General features: G+C 67.4%; 19 protein-coding genes. 12 read left to right on the forward strand and 7 right to left on the reverse strand.

Going from position 1 to position 16,109, the window contains the following annotated elements:
- Positions 1-72: 72 nt before the first annotated feature.
- Both NKJ34_RS13065 and NKJ34_RS13070 read left to right on the forward strand, forming a co-directional pair.
- A complete protein-coding gene (locus NKJ34_RS13065; protein ID WP_253738754.1) occupies positions 73-402 on the forward strand; it encodes a winged helix-turn-helix transcriptional regulator in 330 nt (109 codons plus the stop codon).
- Between the two features lie 45 nt (positions 403-447).
- On the forward strand, positions 448-1,485 hold the full coding sequence (locus tag NKJ34_RS13070) for a zinc-dependent alcohol dehydrogenase family protein (protein ID WP_253738755.1): 1,038 nt from the start codon (positions 448-450) through the stop codon (positions 1,483-1,485).
- Positions 1,486-1,490: 5 nt separating this feature from the next.
- Here the strand turns inward: NKJ34_RS13070 and NKJ34_RS13075 are convergent, their stop codons facing one another.
- Positions 1,491-2,249: an Sjogren's syndrome/scleroderma autoantigen 1 family protein gene (locus NKJ34_RS13075; protein WP_253738756.1), complete on the reverse strand. Its 759-nt coding sequence runs from the start codon at positions 2,247-2,249 to the stop codon at positions 1,491-1,493.
- A gap of 72 nt (positions 2,250-2,321) precedes the next feature.
- Here NKJ34_RS13075 and NKJ34_RS13080 point away from each other — a divergent pair, with 72 nt between their 5' ends.
- Together NKJ34_RS13080 and NKJ34_RS13085 are read left to right on the forward strand one after the other, a co-directional pair.
- Complete coding sequence (locus NKJ34_RS13080) at positions 2,322-2,987, forward strand: HAD family hydrolase (protein ID WP_253738757.1); 666 nt, start codon at positions 2,322-2,324, stop codon at positions 2,985-2,987.
- 45 nt (positions 2,988-3,032) lie between these two features.
- Positions 3,033-3,701 (forward strand): HAD family hydrolase, encoded by a 669-nt coding sequence (locus NKJ34_RS13085; protein WP_253738758.1) that lies wholly within the window; start codon positions 3,033-3,035, stop codon positions 3,699-3,701.
- Positions 3,702-3,727: 26 nt separating this feature from the next.
- Here NKJ34_RS13085 and NKJ34_RS13090 read toward each other — a convergent pair whose 3' ends face one another.
- Both NKJ34_RS13090 and NKJ34_RS13095 read right to left on the reverse strand, forming a co-directional pair.
- Complete coding sequence (locus tag NKJ34_RS13090; RefSeq protein WP_253738759.1) at positions 3,728-6,142, reverse strand: heavy metal translocating P-type ATPase; 2,415 nt, start codon at positions 6,140-6,142, stop codon at positions 3,728-3,730.
- Between the two features lie 60 nt (positions 6,143-6,202).
- The gene (locus NKJ34_RS13095; protein ID WP_253738760.1) at positions 6,203-6,388 is read right to left on the reverse strand and encodes a DUF8131 family protein; all 186 of its coding nucleotides are present in this window, start codon (positions 6,386-6,388) and stop codon (positions 6,203-6,205) included.
- Between the two features lie 92 nt (positions 6,389-6,480).
- Between NKJ34_RS13095 and NKJ34_RS13100 the strand changes: the two genes are divergently transcribed.
- The 7 genes from NKJ34_RS13100 to NKJ34_RS13130 all read left to right on the forward strand — a co-directional run bounded on the left by NKJ34_RS13100 (position 6,481) and on the right by NKJ34_RS13130 (position 11,078).
- The gene (locus NKJ34_RS13100; protein WP_425491832.1) at positions 6,481-6,651 is read left to right on the forward strand and encodes a cytochrome oxidase; all 171 of its coding nucleotides are present in this window, start codon (positions 6,481-6,483) and stop codon (positions 6,649-6,651) included.
- Between the two features lies 1 nt (position 6,652).
- Positions 6,653-7,162, forward strand: coding sequence for a cytochrome c oxidase subunit II (locus tag NKJ34_RS13105; protein ID WP_253738762.1), 510 nt, complete (start codon positions 6,653-6,655; stop codon positions 7,160-7,162).
- Positions 7,155-8,927, forward strand: coding sequence for a b(o/a)3-type cytochrome-c oxidase subunit 1 (locus NKJ34_RS13110; RefSeq protein ID WP_253738763.1), 1,773 nt, complete (start codon positions 7,155-7,157; stop codon positions 8,925-8,927). The genes NKJ34_RS13105 and NKJ34_RS13110 overlap by 8 nt, the downstream gene beginning before the upstream one ends.
- Positions 8,924-9,145 (forward strand): hypothetical protein, encoded by a 222-nt coding sequence (locus tag NKJ34_RS13115; RefSeq protein WP_253738764.1) that lies wholly within the window; start codon positions 8,924-8,926, stop codon positions 9,143-9,145. Before NKJ34_RS13110 ends, NKJ34_RS13115 begins: the two co-directional genes overlap by 4 nt.
- On the forward strand, positions 9,142-9,864 hold the full coding sequence (locus NKJ34_RS13120; protein ID WP_253738765.1) for a DUF7546 family protein: 723 nt from the start codon (positions 9,142-9,144) through the stop codon (positions 9,862-9,864). Before NKJ34_RS13115 ends, NKJ34_RS13120 begins: the two co-directional genes overlap by 4 nt.
- Positions 9,861-10,403: a TlpA family protein disulfide reductase gene (locus tag NKJ34_RS13125; RefSeq protein WP_253738766.1), complete on the forward strand. Its 543-nt coding sequence runs from the start codon at positions 9,861-9,863 to the stop codon at positions 10,401-10,403. Before NKJ34_RS13120 ends, NKJ34_RS13125 begins: the two co-directional genes overlap by 4 nt.
- Before the next feature lie 147 nt (positions 10,404-10,550).
- Positions 10,551-11,078 carry a winged helix-turn-helix transcriptional regulator gene (locus NKJ34_RS13130; RefSeq protein WP_253738767.1) on the forward strand — a complete coding sequence of 176 codons (528 nt, stop codon included), beginning with the start codon at positions 10,551-10,553 and terminating at the stop codon, positions 11,076-11,078.
- 14 nt (positions 11,079-11,092) lie between these two features.
- Here the strand turns inward: NKJ34_RS13130 and NKJ34_RS13135 are convergent, their stop codons facing one another.
- From NKJ34_RS13135 to NKJ34_RS13145, 3 genes are read right to left on the reverse strand one after another with little or no spacing between them, the layout of a single operon-like run.
- Positions 11,093-11,917 carry an ABC transporter permease gene (locus tag NKJ34_RS13135; protein WP_253738768.1) on the reverse strand — a complete coding sequence of 275 codons (825 nt, stop codon included), beginning with the start codon at positions 11,915-11,917 and terminating at the stop codon, positions 11,093-11,095.
- Entirely contained in the window at positions 11,914-12,636 is a 723-nt protein-coding gene (locus NKJ34_RS13140) for an ABC transporter ATP-binding protein (RefSeq protein WP_253738769.1), read from the reverse strand. The genes NKJ34_RS13135 and NKJ34_RS13140 overlap by 4 nt, the downstream gene beginning before the upstream one ends.
- On the reverse strand, positions 12,633-14,612 hold the full coding sequence (locus NKJ34_RS13145; RefSeq protein WP_253738770.1) for a right-handed parallel beta-helix repeat-containing protein: 1,980 nt from the start codon (positions 14,610-14,612) through the stop codon (positions 12,633-12,635). The genes NKJ34_RS13140 and NKJ34_RS13145 overlap by 4 nt, the downstream gene beginning before the upstream one ends.
- A 175-nt stretch (positions 14,613-14,787) precedes the next feature.
- Between NKJ34_RS13145 and NKJ34_RS13150 the strand changes: the two genes are divergently transcribed.
- Positions 14,788-15,435: a cell envelope integrity protein CreD gene (locus NKJ34_RS13150; RefSeq protein WP_253738771.1), complete on the forward strand. Its 648-nt coding sequence runs from the start codon at positions 14,788-14,790 to the stop codon at positions 15,433-15,435.
- Between the two features lie 26 nt (positions 15,436-15,461).
- On the opposite strand, the gene NKJ34_RS13155 is transcribed toward NKJ34_RS13150, so the two are convergent.
- Complete coding sequence (locus NKJ34_RS13155) at positions 15,462-16,037, reverse strand: nitrous oxide reductase accessory protein NosL (RefSeq protein WP_253738772.1); 576 nt, start codon at positions 16,035-16,037, stop codon at positions 15,462-15,464.
- Positions 16,038-16,109 lie beyond the last annotated feature (72 nt).

Genomic DNA, 16,109 nt, shown 5'->3' on the forward strand with positions numbered 1-16,109 from the left:
GAGCTCGTTGGTTACATTGTGCAACCACGTTACGATACGAACTCCTATATTTCGTGAAGTGTATGCTGGAGTATGGCAGACCAGCAGCAGGCCGAAGCAGTTGCGGACGACTCCCCGTGTCCGGTGATCGAATCGCTCGAAGAGATCGGCTCCCAGTGGCGGCTGGCGGTGCTGTACGACCTCCAGGAGGGCGAAAAGCGGTTCAACGAACTCAAGCGGTCGACCGGCGCGAACTCCCGGACGCTCTCGCGGGTATTGGACGATCTCCAGGAGACCGGGTACGTCGCCCGGCGATTCGAGGAGGCCAGCCCCATCGCGACCTACTACTCGCTGACCGAGAAAGGCGAGTCGCTGTGTCCGGTGTTCGACGAGATCAGCGCGTGGTCCGCCGAGTGGCTGTGACCGAGCGACGAGTGGCTTTTTGGATCGGCGGTACCCTCATCCGGTATGCGCGCAGCGAGATACCACGGTCCGGGCGACATCCGTATCGAATCGGTCGACGAGCCCACACTCGACTCCCCGAAGGGTGCGATCGTTCGGGTGACCCACACCGCAATCTGCGGCTCCGATCTCTGGTTCTACCGCGGCGAGAGCGACCGGGACGTCCCCTCCCGCGTCGGCCACGAGCCGATGGGGATCGTCGAGGACGTCAGCGACGATGTCGTCTCTGTCGAGCCGGGCGACCGCGTCTTTGCGCCCTTCTTCATTAGCTGCGGGCGGTGTGAGTTCTGTCGGAAGGGACTCCATACCTCCTGTGTGAACAGCGGCAGCTGGAGCGGGGCCAACGGCGGCGCACAGGGCGAGTACGTCCACTGCCCGGAGGCCGACGGGACCCTCATCCGGGTGCCGGACCGCCACGCCGACGACGAGGAGACCCTGCGGTCGATCCTCCCGCTGACGGACGTGATGGCGACCGGCCACCACGCCGCAGTAAGCGCGGGCGTCGAGGCGGGGTCGAGTTGCGCGGTCGTCGGCGACGGGGCGGTCGGGCTCTGTGGCGTGCTGGCCGCCAAGCGACTCGGCGCGGAACGAATCATCGCCATCGGCCACCACGAGGATCGGCTCGACATCGCCGAGGAGTTCGGCGCGACCGACCGCGTGAGCGAGCGCGGCGAGGCAGCCGTAGACAGGGTCCGAGAGATCACCAACGGCGGCGTCAACCACGTCCTCGAATGCGTTGGTGCGACCTCCTCGATGGAGACCGCCCACGAGGTCTGTCGACCCGGCGGCACCGTCGGCTACGTCGGCGTTCCCCACGGGATGGGCGAGGGGCTTGATCTCGAACCGTTCTTCCGCGGCAACATCACGCTCAACGGGGGCGTCGCGCCGGTCCGGGCCTACGCCGAGGAGTTGCTGGCCGACGTGCTGCAGGGGACGCTCGATCCCTCGCCGATCTTCACCAAGACGGTCGACCTCGACGGCGTCCCGGAGGGGTATGCGGCGATGGACGACCGCGAGGCGATCAAAGTGTTAGTCAAACCCTAACCGGGCTACTGGGCCGACTCGGTCCGTGGTTGGTCGACCTCACAACCGCCATCGAGACAGCGCTCGCCGGAGGCCGTCCGGAACCGCGGCAGCCCACACTCGCAGTCGTCGACGACGGTGCCGGCGGGGAACGAAAACGAGGTCTCACAGTCGGGGTAGGCCTCACAGCCGAGGAAGATCCGCCCGTCGGGGCTCCGGACGCGGAGCGGCGCGCCACAGTCCGGACAGGTCCATTCCTCGTCGAACCGCTCGCGGACCGCCGCCGACAGCGACTCGCAGGCGTAGTCGACACACAACTCGAAGGCGTCGCCGCGGTCGACACGCATCCGGGGGAGGCCGCACTCCTCGCAGTGGTCGTCGAGCACGGTCGCCCCGGCCGGCAGACCATAGCGCTCCTCGCAGTCGAGACACGCGATCTCACCGCGGACCCGGATGAGGGGGCCATCGCAGTCGGGGCAGGTCCCGACCGGGACCCCGGCATCGGAGACGTCGAACGACTCGAAGCCGCAGGCGGCGTTCGAGGTCACCAGTAGCTCCTGGCTATCGGCGTGGGCCCGCAGGCTGAAGGCCGTGCCGTCGTGTTCGATCGTCACGTCGTCGGGCCGAGTGAGCCAGGCGACCGGCTGGTAGCCGTCGGCGTCGTGGACCAACACGGTGCGGTCGGGCTTGACGAGGACGACCACGTGGCCGCGCTGGATGCGGTCGCGGGTCCCTTCGAAGCGAACGGTGCAGTCACCGGCAAGAATCCGGGTTTGCGGAGGCATACGCCGTGTGGAATCTTTTCAGGTCTAAATGTACGTGCGAGACTCTTTACCCGAAGCCGCCGACCGGGCTGTATGGCCGATACTGAAACCCAGGTTACGGCCGTACTGTTCGATATGGACGGCGTGATGGTCGACTCCGAGCGCTACTGGCACGACGAACAGCCCGAGCACATCTTTCCCCAGACCCTCGACGGTGAACAGCCGGATCTCGACGAGACGACCGGGATGTACTACAAGGAGATCTACGACTACCTCGACGAGGAGTACGAAACGACGATTAGCAAAGAGGAGTTCGTCGACCTCTTCGACGAGGTGGCGATGGACATCTACCACAACCGCGTCGACCTGCTTGAGGGCTTCCACGAACTCCGCGATGAGCTGGCCGAGCGCGAGATTCCGGTGGCCATCGTGACTTCCTCGCCGTCGTCGTGGCACGACATCGTGATCGAACGCTTCGAGATCGACGTCGACGAGATCATCACCGCCGAAAACCTCGATGCCGACGGGAAACCCGCACCGGATATTTACGAGAAAGCCGCCGAAATCGTCGGCCACCCGCCGGAGAACTGTCTCGTGATCGAAGACTCGGAAAACGGGATCGAGTCGGCCGAACGGGCCGGAGCCGTCGTCGTCGGCTACCGGGCCGAACACAACGCCGATACCGATCTCTCTGAGGCCGATGTCGTCGCCGAGAACCCCGAGGAGCTACGCGAGGCGATCCTCTCGCGGGCTGAATAGCGCCCGATCCCAAGGTAGTTCACTTACGGCAGTCGACGGGACAGTATGGCAGACAGTGCCGACTCCAACCGGGCAGTCTTCTTTGACATGGACGGCGTCATCGTCGACTCCGAGCGCTACTGGCGAACCGAACAGCCCGAACGGATCTTTCCGGCGACGCTCGCCGGCGAGCATCCGGATCTCGACGAGACGACCGGGATGAACTACCGGGAGATCTACGACCACCTCGACGAACAGTACGAGACGAAAATCAGCAAAGAAGAGTATATCGAGATCTTCGATGCGGTCGCCCGAGAGATCTACAGCGAGCGGGTGAGTCTCCTCGATGGGTTTCAGGCTCTCGTCGACGATCTCCAAACAGCGGGCGTCCCGGTCGCCATCGTCACCTCCGCGCCGCCGGCGTGGCACGGGATCGTTACCGAGCGGTTCGACATCGACGTCGATGAGACGATCAGCGCCGAGGATATCGACGGCGACGGGAAACCCGCGCCCGACATTTATCAGTACGCTTCCGAGGAGGTCGACCGCGAGCCGGAGGAGTGTCTCGTGATCGAGGACTCGAAAAACGGCGTCGAGGCGGGGAAGAACGCGGGGATGACCGTCATCGCCTACCGGAGCGGGCCGAACGACGACACCGATCTCTCGGCGGCCGATGTAATCGTCGAGAGCGCCACCGAACTCCGAACAGAGATCCGGTCGTGGGCAGAGGCCTGACCGCGTAGTCGAAATCGCAGCGTCGCTCAGTCGAGCGGCCGAAGCGTCGAGTTGAGCACGACCAGCAGGCTGCTGGCCCCCATGGCGACCGCCGCGAACAGCGGATTGAGGAGGCCGGTCGCGGCCAGTGGGATGGCCACGCCGTTGTAGAGGAACGCCCAGCCGAGGTTCTGGCGGATGCGGCTCCGGGTTTTAGCGGCGATCGTGAACATCGTCGGGACGGCCGACAGGTCGCCGTCGACGACTATCACGTCGCCCGCGTCGGTAGCGAGTTTGGTCCCCGTCGCCAGCGCGATGCCGAGATCCGCCGCCGCCAGCGCGGGGGCGTCGTTGCTGCCGTCGCCGATCATGGCGACGCGGCCGTCGGACTGGAGCCGGCGGACCGTCTCGGCTTTCGCTTCGGGTGGCACGCCCGCGAAGACGTGGTCGACCGCGGGGTGAGCCTCGAAGGTCCGGGTGGCAGCGGTGTCGTCGCCGGTGAGGACGACGATCTCCCGATCGCCGTCGGCCAGCGAGTCGACGACGGCCTCCCAGTCGGCCTTCGGCTCGTCGCCGACGCCGATCACACCCTGGATCGTTTCGTCCCAGCCGACGACGACCGCGACATCCCCCTGTTCGGCCAGCCGCTCGGCCTCGGTGCGGTAGTCGTCAGGGTCGGCCCAGTCCTCGAACAACGCAGGGTGACCGACGGTCACCTCGCGGCCCTCAACCCGGCCGCGGACCCCCTTGTCGAAGGTCTCGACCGCGTCGACGCCGGCTGCGGTGTCGATGGCTGCGCTGTCGTCGTCCGCGAGTAGTTCGCCGCCATCGGTGGCGTGATCGCCCGTCGATGGTGTGTCGTCGGTCGTCGACGCGGCGGCGACGATGGCGTCGGCGATCGGGTGGGCTGAAGCGCGTTCGACGGCTGCCGCAGTCGACAGCAGGTCGTCGGGGTCGTCGCCTGCCACCTCGGTGACCCGCATCTCGCCGCTGGTGAGCGTCCCCGTCTTGTCGAGGGCGATCACGTCGACGTCGGCGGCGGTCTCGAAGATCGCCGAGGAGGCGACAACCATCCCGTGTTGGGCGGCGGTCTGGATTCCCTGTGCGACCGCCAGCGGCGTCGCCAGTCCCAGCGCGCAGGGACAGGAAGCGATGACGACCGTCAAGCCGACCAGCAGCGCGGCAGTCGGGGTGCTGCCGGTAACGAGCGTCCAGCCGGCCGCGAGGACGCCCACCGTCAGGACGAGAGGGACGAAGATCGTCGCCAGCTTGTCGGCGAACCGCTGGACGCCCGGCGAGCCGCTCTGGATCTCCCACAGCAGTTCGACGATCCGGTCGAGGGTGCTTTCGGCCGCCTCGCCGGCCCGGATCGTCAGCGGCTGGTCGGTGACAACCGTCCCGCCCCGAACGTCGTCGCCCGGTCGCTTGGTCCGCGGCACCGACTCCCCAGTGACGAGGGCTTCGTCGACCGCAGCAACGCCCGACTCGACGACCCCGTCGACCGGGATCCGGTCGCCCGGCCGGACCAGCAGTTCCTCGCCCGGCTCGACTGCCGCAACGGGAACCGTCGATCCGTCGGGGCGGCGGGCCTCCTCGACTTGGATCGCCGTCAGGTCCGTGAGGAGATCGGAGGCGCGGCTTTTGATCGTCGACTCGTAGTAGTTGCCGACCGTGACCACGAGGATGATCGCCACCGTGACATCGAAGTAGAGGTCGGTCCGACCCATGAACATCGCCAGCGTGCTGTAGCTGTAGGAGCCGAGGGCGGCGACCGAAACCAGCAGGTCCATGTTGGGTTCGCCCGCCCGGAGACTGACGAACGCCCCCCGAAGGATCGGATACCCCGTATAAAACAGGACGAGGGAAGCCAACAGCCAGATCTGGGTGAAGAGGTAGAGGCCGTCGAAGCCGCCGAGGTCGACCAGCGACTGGAGGCCGAAGTATTTGGGATAGATGAACAGCACGTACCACAGCATCGTCATCATGCCGAACAGCCCGCCGCCGATGAGGAACTTCACGACCTCGATGTCGCCCGCAAGCTCGCGGTCGGCGTCGACCGAGCGCTCGCTGGCTTCGTAACCGTAGCCCGAGACGATCTCAGGGAGGTCGTCGGCCGCCAGTTCGTCGGGGTCGTAGTGGACTTTCAGCGTGTCGGTCGCGTAGCTCGCGCTAACTGCGCCGACGCCCTCGTGGGATGTGGTCGTCGACTCCAAGAAGGCCTCGCAGGTCGCACAGTGCATCCCCGAGACGCTGAGGTATTGGGCGTCGTACCCCTCTAGGTCGTCGGCGTCGTCGACCTCCTCGCGGAGCTGATCGCTGGCCGTCTCGGCGTCGGCCGCAGCCACGTCGTCGACCGTGCGGGCGACCTCCAGACAGCCCCGACAGCAGTAGACGCCGTCGACGTCGGCGTCGGTGACTGGCGGCGACGGTGTGGGGAGGTCACAGAGCGTGCAGTCGGTCATAGGAAGCCGCAGTGGTGGCTCCGACGGGTGCTGTGAAGGGACGACCAGTAGACAGCAGCCTCAGGCGTGGGTCGAGTGATCATGGCCGCCGCCCTCGACCGGCGTGAAGATGAGGTACAGCGCGGTGGCAATGATACCGACGTTGAGGACTGAGATGCCGACGATCGGGTCTTTCAGCAGCGCATAGGAGACCATCGCCGGTAGGGCGCCCAAACTCACGAGACTGGCGGTACGTGGTGATACCATTTGTCGAGAGTGTCGACCCGATATTCATAACTCTTTGCTCGCGTTCCCAGTCGGCGAGAATCCAGAATCCATATTTAGGAGAGGTTTTCATAATGGTACCAACGATGTCCGGAGAGAACACGGTCAGAGAGATCGGGCACGACGAGTTCGACCCGAAAGGGACGCTGGTGTTGATACTCGTGTATTTCGGGGTCCTCAGCGTCATGTGGGTCTTCATGTACTTCGTCGAATTCCTTGGAAACGACCTGACGGTCCTCGTATAATATGAACATTCACAACTACGAAAAAATATGGCTCGTGCTGTCGATGCTGCTGATCATCGGCTTTATCAGTACCGTCGTCTACGGCGCGACGGCAGTCGGCATCGAGATGGTCAACGACGAGGGCGGGACGATCGACTCGACGGCCCTCGACGAGGACGACCGGTTCAGCGAACCGCGGGTCGAGAAGGTCGGTGAGGACGAGTACGAAGCCTACGTGGTCGCCCGGCAGTTCATCTTCGAACCGAATCCGATCGAGGTGCCGGCCAACAGCACCGTCACGTTCTACGTGACGTCGCCGGACGTGCTGCACGGCTTCGAGGTCGTCGGCACCAACGCCAACGCGATGGTCGTGCCGGGAGAGATCACCGAACTGACCGTCGAAGTCAACGAACCCAAGGAGTACGGCATCCTCTGCAACGAGTACTGCGGTGGCGGCCACCACACCATGGAAGGCAAACTGATCGTGGTTCCGGAAGACGAGTTCGAACTGGGGGACAGTAACGATGAGTGAACAGCTCGAATCGGGCGCACCGACGTTCCTCGATAAGTTCCCCGACGAGGCGGCGGTCGTCCGGGCGGCGCTGTGGAGTTCGTTTATCGCACTGGCGCTGGGCGCGGTCTTCGGGCTGATTCAGGCGCTCCACCGAACCGACGTCTTGCGACTGATCGACTCGACGGACTACTACACCGTGTTGACCGCCCACGGCGTGCTGATGGTGGTCTCGTTCACCATCTTCTTCCTTGTCGGGCTGTTCACGTGGGCGACCGTCCGGAGCTTCGACCGGGGCGTCGAGTCCATCCGCTACACGTGGACGTGGTACGGACTGATGGTTGCGGGGACGCTGATGGCGGTCGTGGCGATCCTCGGCGGCTTCGTCCCCCAGACCGACATCAGTGCTGACGTGCTGTTCACGTTCTACGCGCCGATGCAGGCTCACCCGCTGTTCTACGGCGGGCTGGCGATCTTCGTCATCGGGACGTGGCTCGCGGGTGCCGACTACATCTGGACGTGGCGCGCGTGGGCGGCCGAGAACCCCGACGAGCGCATCCCGCTGCAAGGATTCATGGTACTGACGACGATGCTGATGTGGTACGTCGCCACCATCGGGATCGCCATCGCAGTCGTCGCCTTCCTCCTGCCGTGGTCGCTGGGGCTGTTCGACCAGATTAACCCCCTGTTGACGCGGACGCTGTTCTGGTTCTGGGGCCACCCGGTCGTCTACTTCTGGCTCATGCCGGCCTACCTGCTGTGGTACACCGTGCTGCCGACGATCGCCGGCGGCCGGCTGTTCAGCGATCCGCTGGGCCGGGTCGTCTTCGTGCTGTTCTTGCTGCTGTCGACCCCGGTCGGCATCCACCACCAGTACGTCGACCCCGGCATCGCGGAAGGGTTCAAGACGATCGCGATGACCAACACGATGTTCCTGCTGCTGCCGAGCCTGCTGACGGCCTTTACCGTGGTGGCGAGCGTCGAACACGGCGCACGCCAGCGCGGCGGCACCGGCCTGCTGGGCTGGCTCCGAGCGCTGCCGTGGCGCAACCCGGCCTTTACCGGGATGATGCTCGCGGGACTCATGTTCGCGGCGGGCGGCTTCAGCGGGATGATCAACGCCGGGATGAACATCAACTACCTCGTCCACAACACCATCTGGGTGCCGGGGCACTTCCACCTCACCGTCGGCACCGCCGTGGCGCTGACGCTGATGGCGGCGACCTACTGGCTGTGGCCCCAGCTGACGAACCGACGGCTCTACAGCCGGCCGATCGGGCTGGCGCAGGTCGTTATCTGGTTCGTCGGGATGGGGCTGATGTCGAACGCGATGCACGTCCAGGGGCTGTTCGGTATTCCGCGACGGACCGCCGAACCGCAGTACGAAGGGTTCGACTTCGTCGCCTCCTTCGGTTCGGTCAGCGAACTCAACCTCCAGCTGGCGATCGGCGGCACGCTGCTGTTCATCTCGACGATGCTGTTCGTCACCAACATCGCCCTCAGCGCGGGGACGCCGAAGCTCAGCGGAATCGGTCAGCCGCTGTCGGAGCCGCTGTCGACGGTCGACGACTCCCCGGAGATCCTCGATAACCTGAAACTCTGGTTCGGGATCGCGCTCGTGCTCGTGGTGTTGGCCTACGCGCTGCCGCTGGCGAGCATCATCGACCGCGGCGGCCTCCTCGGGCCCGGCGTCGACCCCGTGCCGATGATCGTCGAGCCGGTCGCGGCGACGATCGAGCCGACGCTGGGTCGGCTCGCCGCCGCAGTCGGGAGCGTGGTACCATGAGACGCACTACCCAAGGCGGGATTCTGGTCGGCTGCGGTGTGCTGTTCGTCATCGTCTGGGAGATCCGCAGCGCACTCGGGCTGCTGGCGGGCGTCGACACCAACCCACAGCTGTACATGCTGCTGACCCTCGCGGTCGTCGGTCTCACGGCGGTCGCCCTCGCCATCGGGCTGATCGGCCTCCGACCGGAGCCGCCGGCCGACGAAGACGCCCAGTGAGCAACCCCACCTCGACCGCCGCGGTCGTCCGCCGGGCGTTCGCCGACCGCTCGCCGACGGCGCTGGCCATCTGGGGGGCCGCCATCGCCGTCGGGAGCTACGCGGTGGCCACGAGCGCCTATCTCGCAGCCGTGGCCCCGCGGCTGACCGACCTCCGGGTGTTCGTCTATCCGGCCGTCTGGCTCGCCGCGAGCGTCGCCGCCGCCGTCTGGGTCGACCGAACCGTCCGCCACCGCCCCCGGCGGTGGCTCGGCCGGACCGTCGGGATCGGCTACGTGCTCGGTCTCGCGTGGCTGAGCGGGCTGGTCGGCCCCAGCGCCGGCAGCGAAACCCTCCGGCTGGTGTCGACGCTGCCGGGCTGGGGGCCGATCGGCCTCTACGACAACGGGCTCGTCCACGTGTCGGTCGTCCCGTTCAAACTGGTCGCCTACCTCGCGCTCGGCCACATCGTCGCGGTGCTGGTCGCCGCCACCGGCGGCTCGGCCCGGGCAGCGGTCCTCGGGATGGCCTCCTGTGTGAGCTGTGCGGCCCCACTGCTGCTGGCGATCGGGGGACTCCTCGGGGGGACGCAGGCGACCACGGCGGTGGCCTCGCTGGGGTACGATATCGCCACCGTGGTGCTGGTCGTCACCTTCGGACTGCTGGTCCGGGCGGCGAGTCGAACCACGCCGTCGACCTGTCGCCCACAGGACGCCGAGACGGCGGGAGGCGGGCCGTGAACCGCCGGCGGCTGCTGGCCGGCCTCGCCGGCCTCGGCGTCGTCGGCGGCGGCTGGGCTGCCACCGGCGGCTGGCCGGATGGCCCGTCGGGCGGCGAGACGGCCGACGAAGACGCGACGACCGCCGCGTTCACCGTCGACACTATCGACGCGCCGGGCAGCAGCGCCGGGACGCTGTCGGTGCCGGCCGACCGGCCGACGCTCGTCGACTTCGTCTCGGTCGGCTGTGAGGTCTGTAGCGACTCGATGCCCGCCCTCACCGCGTTTCACGCCGAGTACGGCGACCGCCTCCGGTTCCTCTCGCTGTCGACCGACCCGGTCGGGTTTTCGGTCGAGGAATCGAGCCTTCGGGAGTGGTGGGCCGACCACGACGGAGCGTGGGCGTTGGGCGTCGACGACCAACTGTCGGTCGCCAACGACCTCGACGTGACCAGCGTGCCGACGGCCGTGGTGATCGACGCCGAGGGCCGAATCCGTGGCCGCACCAGCGGTCGAAAATCGGTCGACGAACTCGAATCGCTGGTCGAACCGGTCGGATAGCTCCGGCCGGAGACAGCGAGCGCGACCCCGGGCTGTCGACCGTTTTCACCTGTTGGGAATCGAACAGTGACTTATAGGCGACCGTCGACACAGGTGAGATATGGGAGCCGATGCGACAGCAGGGAAGCGGTGGGGTGGCCGGGACGCATGACCCGCGAGCGCATCCGCGAGCACGTCACAGCCAATCCGGGGATCCATTTCAACGAACTTACTCGATCTCTCGACCTCGCGCCGGGACAGGTCCAGTACCACATCCGAAAACTCAAAACGAACGACGCGGTCGTCGAGGAGCCGCTGTACGGCCGGACCCACTACTTCACGCCGGAGTACGACGAGCGCGAACGCGGTGCGCTCGCCGTCGCCCGCCGGGAGACAGCCCGCGACGTCCTCGTCACGCTCCTGATACACGGGCCGAACACGCCGAACGCGGTCGCCGAGGAGGTCGACGTCGCCCGCAGTACCCTCGAGTGGCATCTCGATCACCTCGTCGAACAGGGACTGGTCGACAAACGGCGGGACGAGCGCAACCGGATCACGCTCGTCCTCGCGGACCCCGAGTCGACGCCGGGGCTGATCCGAACGGTCGAGCCATCGCTGTACACACAACTAGTCACCCGCTTTTCGCGGCTGTTCGACGGGATGTTCGCGGTCGACCCGCGGCCGACCGACGGCTAACAACGGACCCCTTTTCACAGGTGCCGACGCGAAAGGAGAAGCGTCGCCGCCGCCAACGAGCCGACGAGCCAGCCGAACAACCCGAGGACGCTTGGTAACGGCGCAGCGTAGCCGCTCTCGCCGGCCGCAGCGACCCCGATGACGGTCTCGAAGACCACGCCCCGGTAGGCGCTGTTGGGGGTAGCCGCCAGCGCCGACAGCAGGTTCGACTCGGCCAGCCAGCCGTCGGCCAGTCCGACGACGATCAGCGCATCGCCGCCCGCGGCGGCCAACAACACGCCGCCGGTCGCCAACACGACCGCCGCCCGCACCGACCGGGCGGCGACCGACAGCAACACGACGAGTGCCTCCATCACGAGGCCGAACAGCACCGTCAGAACGAGGAATCGGCCCCAGAGGATCGGCGAGTCGACGCCGGAGTGGGTGGCGTACACGGTGGTATCGGGGGCCGACGCGAGGGCGATCACGAGTCCCGAAACCAGCAGGCTCGCGGTGAGCACCGCCGCCAGCAGCGCCGCCCGGCCGACGTAGACGGCGAGGACGTACACCCACGGCGAGACGTCGTAGGTCTCTAAAACCGCGAGTTCGCCGCGTTCGAGGTCGTCGACGACGCTCCGGTAGCCGACGGCGACCGCCGCCAGCGGCACCACCAACTCAAGGGGCAACAGCAGGTCGACGACCGCCGGGAGGTAGCCGGTCTGTCCGCCGCCACCCCCGGCGACCAGCGCGACCACCAGCCCCGCGAGGCCGACCGCCAGCAGGGCGTACACCCGCGTTCGGGCGACGGTGCGGAGTTCTCGGCCCACCAGCGCTTTGAACTGTGCGAGCGCGCCGGTCATGCCTCGACCTCCCGGCGGGCGGCGGGTTCGCGGATGACGGACTGATAAACCTCCCACAGTGTCTCCGAGTTGGTCGATTCGGCGAGTTCGGCGGGCGAACCACTGACGATCACCGACCCGCGGTTGAGAAAGACCACCCGGTCGGCGAAGCGGTCGACCAGCGAGAGGTCGTGAGAGCTGACCAGCACCGCGGTTCCTTCGCTGGCCTGCTCAGCGAGGATCTCGAAGGCGTTGGCGGCCATACTGGGGTCGAGCCCGCTGGCCGGCTCGTCGAAGACGACCACCGGCGGCTCGCCGACCAGCGACTGGGCGATCCCCAGCAGCCGGCGCATTCCACCCGAAAGCGCCTCGACGCGGCGGTCGGCGGCATCCGCGAGGCCGACCCGCCGGAGGGCCGCCTCGGTCTCGGCGGGCTCGTCGAGCAGTCCGGCGTAGAAGGCGATGGTTTCGGCGGCGGTGAACTGCGGCCGAAAGGACGGCTGCTGGGGGAGGTAGCCGATCGGCCGGTCGACCTCGGGGCCCGTGTACCGGACCTCGCCGTCGGTCGGCGAGAGATGACCCAGCAGGATCCGCAGCAGGGTCGTCTTCCCGGTGCCGTTCGGGCCGACGATGGCGGTGACCGCGCCCGGGTCGACCGCGATGTCGACGCCCTCCAGCACTGAGAGGTCACCGTACTCGTGGCTGATCGCTTCGCCGACGAGGATCGGATCGGTGGTCATGGCTGGCCCTCACTACGACTGGCTGGTGGGTCTGCTGTGGGTGTCATGGTGGTGTTGGTCGGGAGGGCATCGAGCCCGTCGTCGACGACCCGCTCCGAAAGCCGGAGCCGGTCGGGGTTCTGTGGCTCGGTCTGCGGGTAGGGGTCGATGACGCTGCCGGATCGGAGACCGGGGGCCGCCCCGCGGAGGGCCCGGAGCCCCTGTTTAACGGGGGATTCGGCGACCGTCCGGCGGGCCGCCGAGCGATGGAGTTGGCCGTCGACCGAGTCGGTCGGAACGTAGGCGCGGTCGTAGTGGCCGTCGGTGGCACTCCCGTAGGCCCCCTGCCAGTAGTTGCCGTGGCCGTCGTGGGCCCAGACCCGGAGCGGGCCGGCGCTGGCTCCGGCGTGGTACTCGTTGTCGACGTAGTCGTTCTTCCAGACCCGGCTGGTCGCCAGCACCGAGCCGGTTCGCATCCCGTAGGTGTTGTTCCGGACGACGTTGTGCTCGTACAGCGAGCCGACCGCGGTGGTCGTGATCCCCACCCGGCTGTCGACGGCGATGTTGTCGGCGATGTAGGAGTACGAGCCGCTGGTGGCGATCCCGTTGGAGGTGTTGGTGACGACGTTGCCGACGATGGCGTTCCGGGCGGGGTCGGTCATGATGGTGATGCCGCCGAACTCCTGATTGGCGAAGCGGCTGTCGGCGATCACCGCGTCGGAGGTGTGCATCAGGTGGACGCCGTAGCGGTTGTCGCGGAACGTGTTGTTCCGGATCACGGTCTCCGGCGAGCGGTGGAGGTAGATCCCGTCGCGGCCCGCCTGAAACGTCGAGTCCTCGACGACGACCGACGAGCGCATCGCCATCACGCCCATGAAGCCGTCGTTCCAGACGGGGGTCCCGGTGACCGAGAGGTTCCTCACGACCGCCTCGGGACTGTCGCGCAGCAGCACGCCGTTGGCTGGCGTCGACGGCACCGTCACGTCGGCGACGTGGATGCCGGGCGCGCCGACCGCCGCGATCGCCGCGTCGCCGTGGCCGTAGCCGAGTTCGATGTTGGCGTCCCACTCGTCGCCGGTGACCGCGTCCTCGTCGCGGGTCTGGTTGCCGACGCCCGTGACCGTGAGTCCGACGATCCCCACGTCGGCGGCCGACACTTCGACCACCGACCCGGTGCCGTTGCCCTCGATCGTCGCCCCCGGCCCACGGAGGGTGATCGAGTGGTCGACGTCGATCGGCCCCTCGTAGCGGCCCGGGGCGAGACGGATCGCCGAGCCGTTCGGTGCGGCCGCAATAGCAGCGTCCACCGAGTCGCCCGGCGAGAGTTCGGCCTGCACCGGGCGGTCGAGGAGGGGCCGGTCGGCGTCGACGCGGGCGTCGGCGGCCGCTCGCTTGTCGTCGACCCCCTCGCGGACGACCGCGGCGTCGTCGGTTTCGACCGGCCGGTCGGCCAGCGCGTCCCACCCGACCACTGTGCCGCCGTAGTCGGCGGCGAAGGCGTCGGCGGCCGCCCGATCGGCGAAGGGGACCACGGCCGGGCCGGCGGGCGTCGACGCGCCGCTGCCGGCGACGAAGACTGCCTCGTCGGCGTCGACCCACTGGGGGTAGCCGTCGGTCCGGATCGTCCCGTCGTCGAGTTCGATCCCCGTATCGTCGTAGGCGGTGACGTAGGTGGCCACGGGGTAGCCGAACTGCTGTTGGCGGGTGGGGTCATCGATGGCGGCGATGGCGGTCTCGATCCCGTAGTAGCCGATGACGTACTGGTACTGCGAGTAGAACACCTGCGCCCGCGGGATCTGGCGGTCGTCGTCGATCTCCTGAGACACCTCGGAGGCGAAGCCGACCGACCGGGTGTCCTCGAACGCGACGGGGTCCGGGGCGGCCGCGCCGGCGTCGACGACGAACAGCCCCCCGGCGAGGAGCCCACAGCCCACGAGGCCGACCGCGAGCACCGCGAGCGTGTGGTCGGCGACCAGTCGACGGCCGGGGAATGGCATACAGCCCCTAGCCGACTCGCGGTTTTACCGTCTCTGGTTCGGCCGTCGAATACGTCGGCTGGGCAGAAAATCGTCGAAACAGCACGCTTATAATTGTAGATTCCATACAATACTCCTGTTCTCGGAGCACGGCCGCTGGGAGGAGGAGCGGGGGGCTCCGAGAGCACCGGTTTCCATGGACGGCACCCTACTCAACGACATCGGGCTCGCAGTCGGGACGGGGGTAGCGACGTTCTTTTCGCCGTGTGCCTACGCCCTGTTGCCGGGCTACGTCGGCGTCTATCTCGGGAGCGGCGACGACGGCTCGCTGGCCAGCGATGCGATCCACGGGCTGGCGGCAGCGGTCGGCGTGCTGGTCGTCGTCGGGGTCACGATCGCCGCGATCGCCGCCGTCGGCGAGCCGATTCGGCGGCTCGTCACGTGGGTCGAGCCGCTCGTTGGGGTGGCGCTGGCGGTGTTCGGCCTGCTGTTGTTGCGGGGCTCTGCGGTCGGCTGGCACCTCCCGCTGCCCGAACAGCGGCCCGGCGTCGTCGGCTTCGGGATCTTCGGTGGGGTGTACGCGATCGCCGCCGTCGGCTGTGTCGCGCCGTTGTTCTTCGGCCTCGTGCTCAACGCCCTTCGGGCGGGCATCACCGAGACCCTGCTCGTCGTGGGGGTCTACGGCGGCACGATCGCGGCGCTCCTGTTGGGGTCGACGTTCGCCATCGGGATGGGCTATGAGCTGGCCGAACTCAAACTGGCGCGGCTGTCGGTCGTCGGCCAGCGACTCGGCGGCGGCCTGCTGGTGGTCGCCGGCGCGATCCAACTAGCGCTGACGGTGTGACACTCAGAAGCTCACGCGATCGAGGATCAGGATTTGATGCTATCGACCAGTTCACGGTCGACGTCTGTGGCCGGCAGCACCTCGCCGCCGTACTCCTCGGCGAAGGCGTCGGCGTCTGCGGTGTCGCTAAAGGGGATCAGATCCGGTCCCATCGCGCCGATGACCTCGCTGCCGGCGACCACCGAGAGCGCCGATTCGACCACGTAATCCTCGGCGGCGAGGTGGGCCGTGATCGCCGGCTGATCGCCCTCGATCGAGTAGTCGACGGCGCTGTAGTCGGTGAGATAGGTGACGATCGGGGTCGCGCCCTCGGCCTCCTGATCCGAGCGGTAGGTATAGGTACAGGTGCCGCTACAGAACCACGCCGGGCCGTCGCGGTCCGACAGGTGGTCCTCGAAGAACACTTGGCCGGTCGGGCCGGGGTGTTCCTCGATCACCATGCCGCACTGGTCGCAGGTCTGTCCCTCGTCGAGGGCGACGGCCGCCGGCCGGTCGGCACCGTTGCCACCCATGCAGCCGGCGAGCCCGACCGCCAGTCCGCCGGCGGCAGTCGTCAACATGGTTCGCCTGTCGATACCCGCCTCGTCGGTGGGTCCTGTCATGGTACCGATCGACGGTCGAGAGCGGCTTAACGCATCTGGTACGGCCATCGAAGCCCGCAAGGGCGATTCGAG

The organism is Halohasta salina, assembly GCF_024178165.1.
In the GTDB taxonomy this organism is placed as follows: Archaea; Halobacteriota; Halobacteria; order Halobacteriales; family Haloferacaceae; genus Halohasta; species Halohasta salina.

Excerpts from the sequence above, each read along its gene's own strand:
- NKJ34_RS13065 (WP_253738754.1), top strand. The coding sequence starts at position 73 with ATGGCAGACCAGCAGCAGGCCGAAGCAGTTGCGGACGACTCCCCGTGT.
- NKJ34_RS13070 (WP_253738755.1), top strand. The coding sequence starts at position 448 with ATGCGCGCAGCGAGATACCACGGTCCGGGCGACATCCGTATCGAATCG.
- NKJ34_RS13075 (WP_253738756.1), bottom strand. The coding sequence starts at position 2,249 with ATGCCTCCGCAAACCCGGATTCTTGCCGGTGACTGCACCGTTCGCTTC.
- NKJ34_RS13080 (WP_253738757.1), top strand. The coding sequence starts at position 2,322 with ATGGCCGATACTGAAACCCAGGTTACGGCCGTACTGTTCGATATGGAC.
- NKJ34_RS13085 (WP_253738758.1), top strand. The coding sequence starts at position 3,033 with ATGGCAGACAGTGCCGACTCCAACCGGGCAGTCTTCTTTGACATGGAC.
- NKJ34_RS13090 (WP_253738759.1), bottom strand. The coding sequence starts at position 6,142 with ATGACCGACTGCACGCTCTGTGACCTCCCCACACCGTCGCCGCCAGTC.
- NKJ34_RS13095 (WP_253738760.1), bottom strand. The coding sequence starts at position 6,388 with ATGGTATCACCACGTACCGCCAGTCTCGTGAGTTTGGGCGCCCTACCG.
- NKJ34_RS13100 (WP_425491832.1), top strand. The coding sequence starts at position 6,481 with ATGGTACCAACGATGTCCGGAGAGAACACGGTCAGAGAGATCGGGCAC.
- NKJ34_RS13105 (WP_253738762.1), top strand. The coding sequence starts at position 6,653 with ATGAACATTCACAACTACGAAAAAATATGGCTCGTGCTGTCGATGCTG.
- NKJ34_RS13110 (WP_253738763.1), top strand. The coding sequence starts at position 7,155 with ATGAGTGAACAGCTCGAATCGGGCGCACCGACGTTCCTCGATAAGTTC.
- NKJ34_RS13115 (WP_253738764.1), top strand. The coding sequence starts at position 8,924 with ATGAGACGCACTACCCAAGGCGGGATTCTGGTCGGCTGCGGTGTGCTG.
- NKJ34_RS13130 (WP_253738767.1), top strand. The coding sequence starts at position 10,551 with ATGACCCGCGAGCGCATCCGCGAGCACGTCACAGCCAATCCGGGGATC.
- NKJ34_RS13135 (WP_253738768.1), bottom strand. The coding sequence starts at position 11,917 with ATGACCGGCGCGCTCGCACAGTTCAAAGCGCTGGTGGGCCGAGAACTC.
- NKJ34_RS13140 (WP_253738769.1), bottom strand. The coding sequence starts at position 12,636 with ATGACCACCGATCCGATCCTCGTCGGCGAAGCGATCAGCCACGAGTAC.
- NKJ34_RS13145 (WP_253738770.1), bottom strand. The coding sequence starts at position 14,612 with ATGCCATTCCCCGGCCGTCGACTGGTCGCCGACCACACGCTCGCGGTG.
- NKJ34_RS13150 (WP_253738771.1), top strand. The coding sequence starts at position 14,788 with ATGGACGGCACCCTACTCAACGACATCGGGCTCGCAGTCGGGACGGGG.
- NKJ34_RS13155 (WP_253738772.1), bottom strand. The coding sequence starts at position 16,037 with ATGACAGGACCCACCGACGAGGCGGGTATCGACAGGCGAACCATGTTG.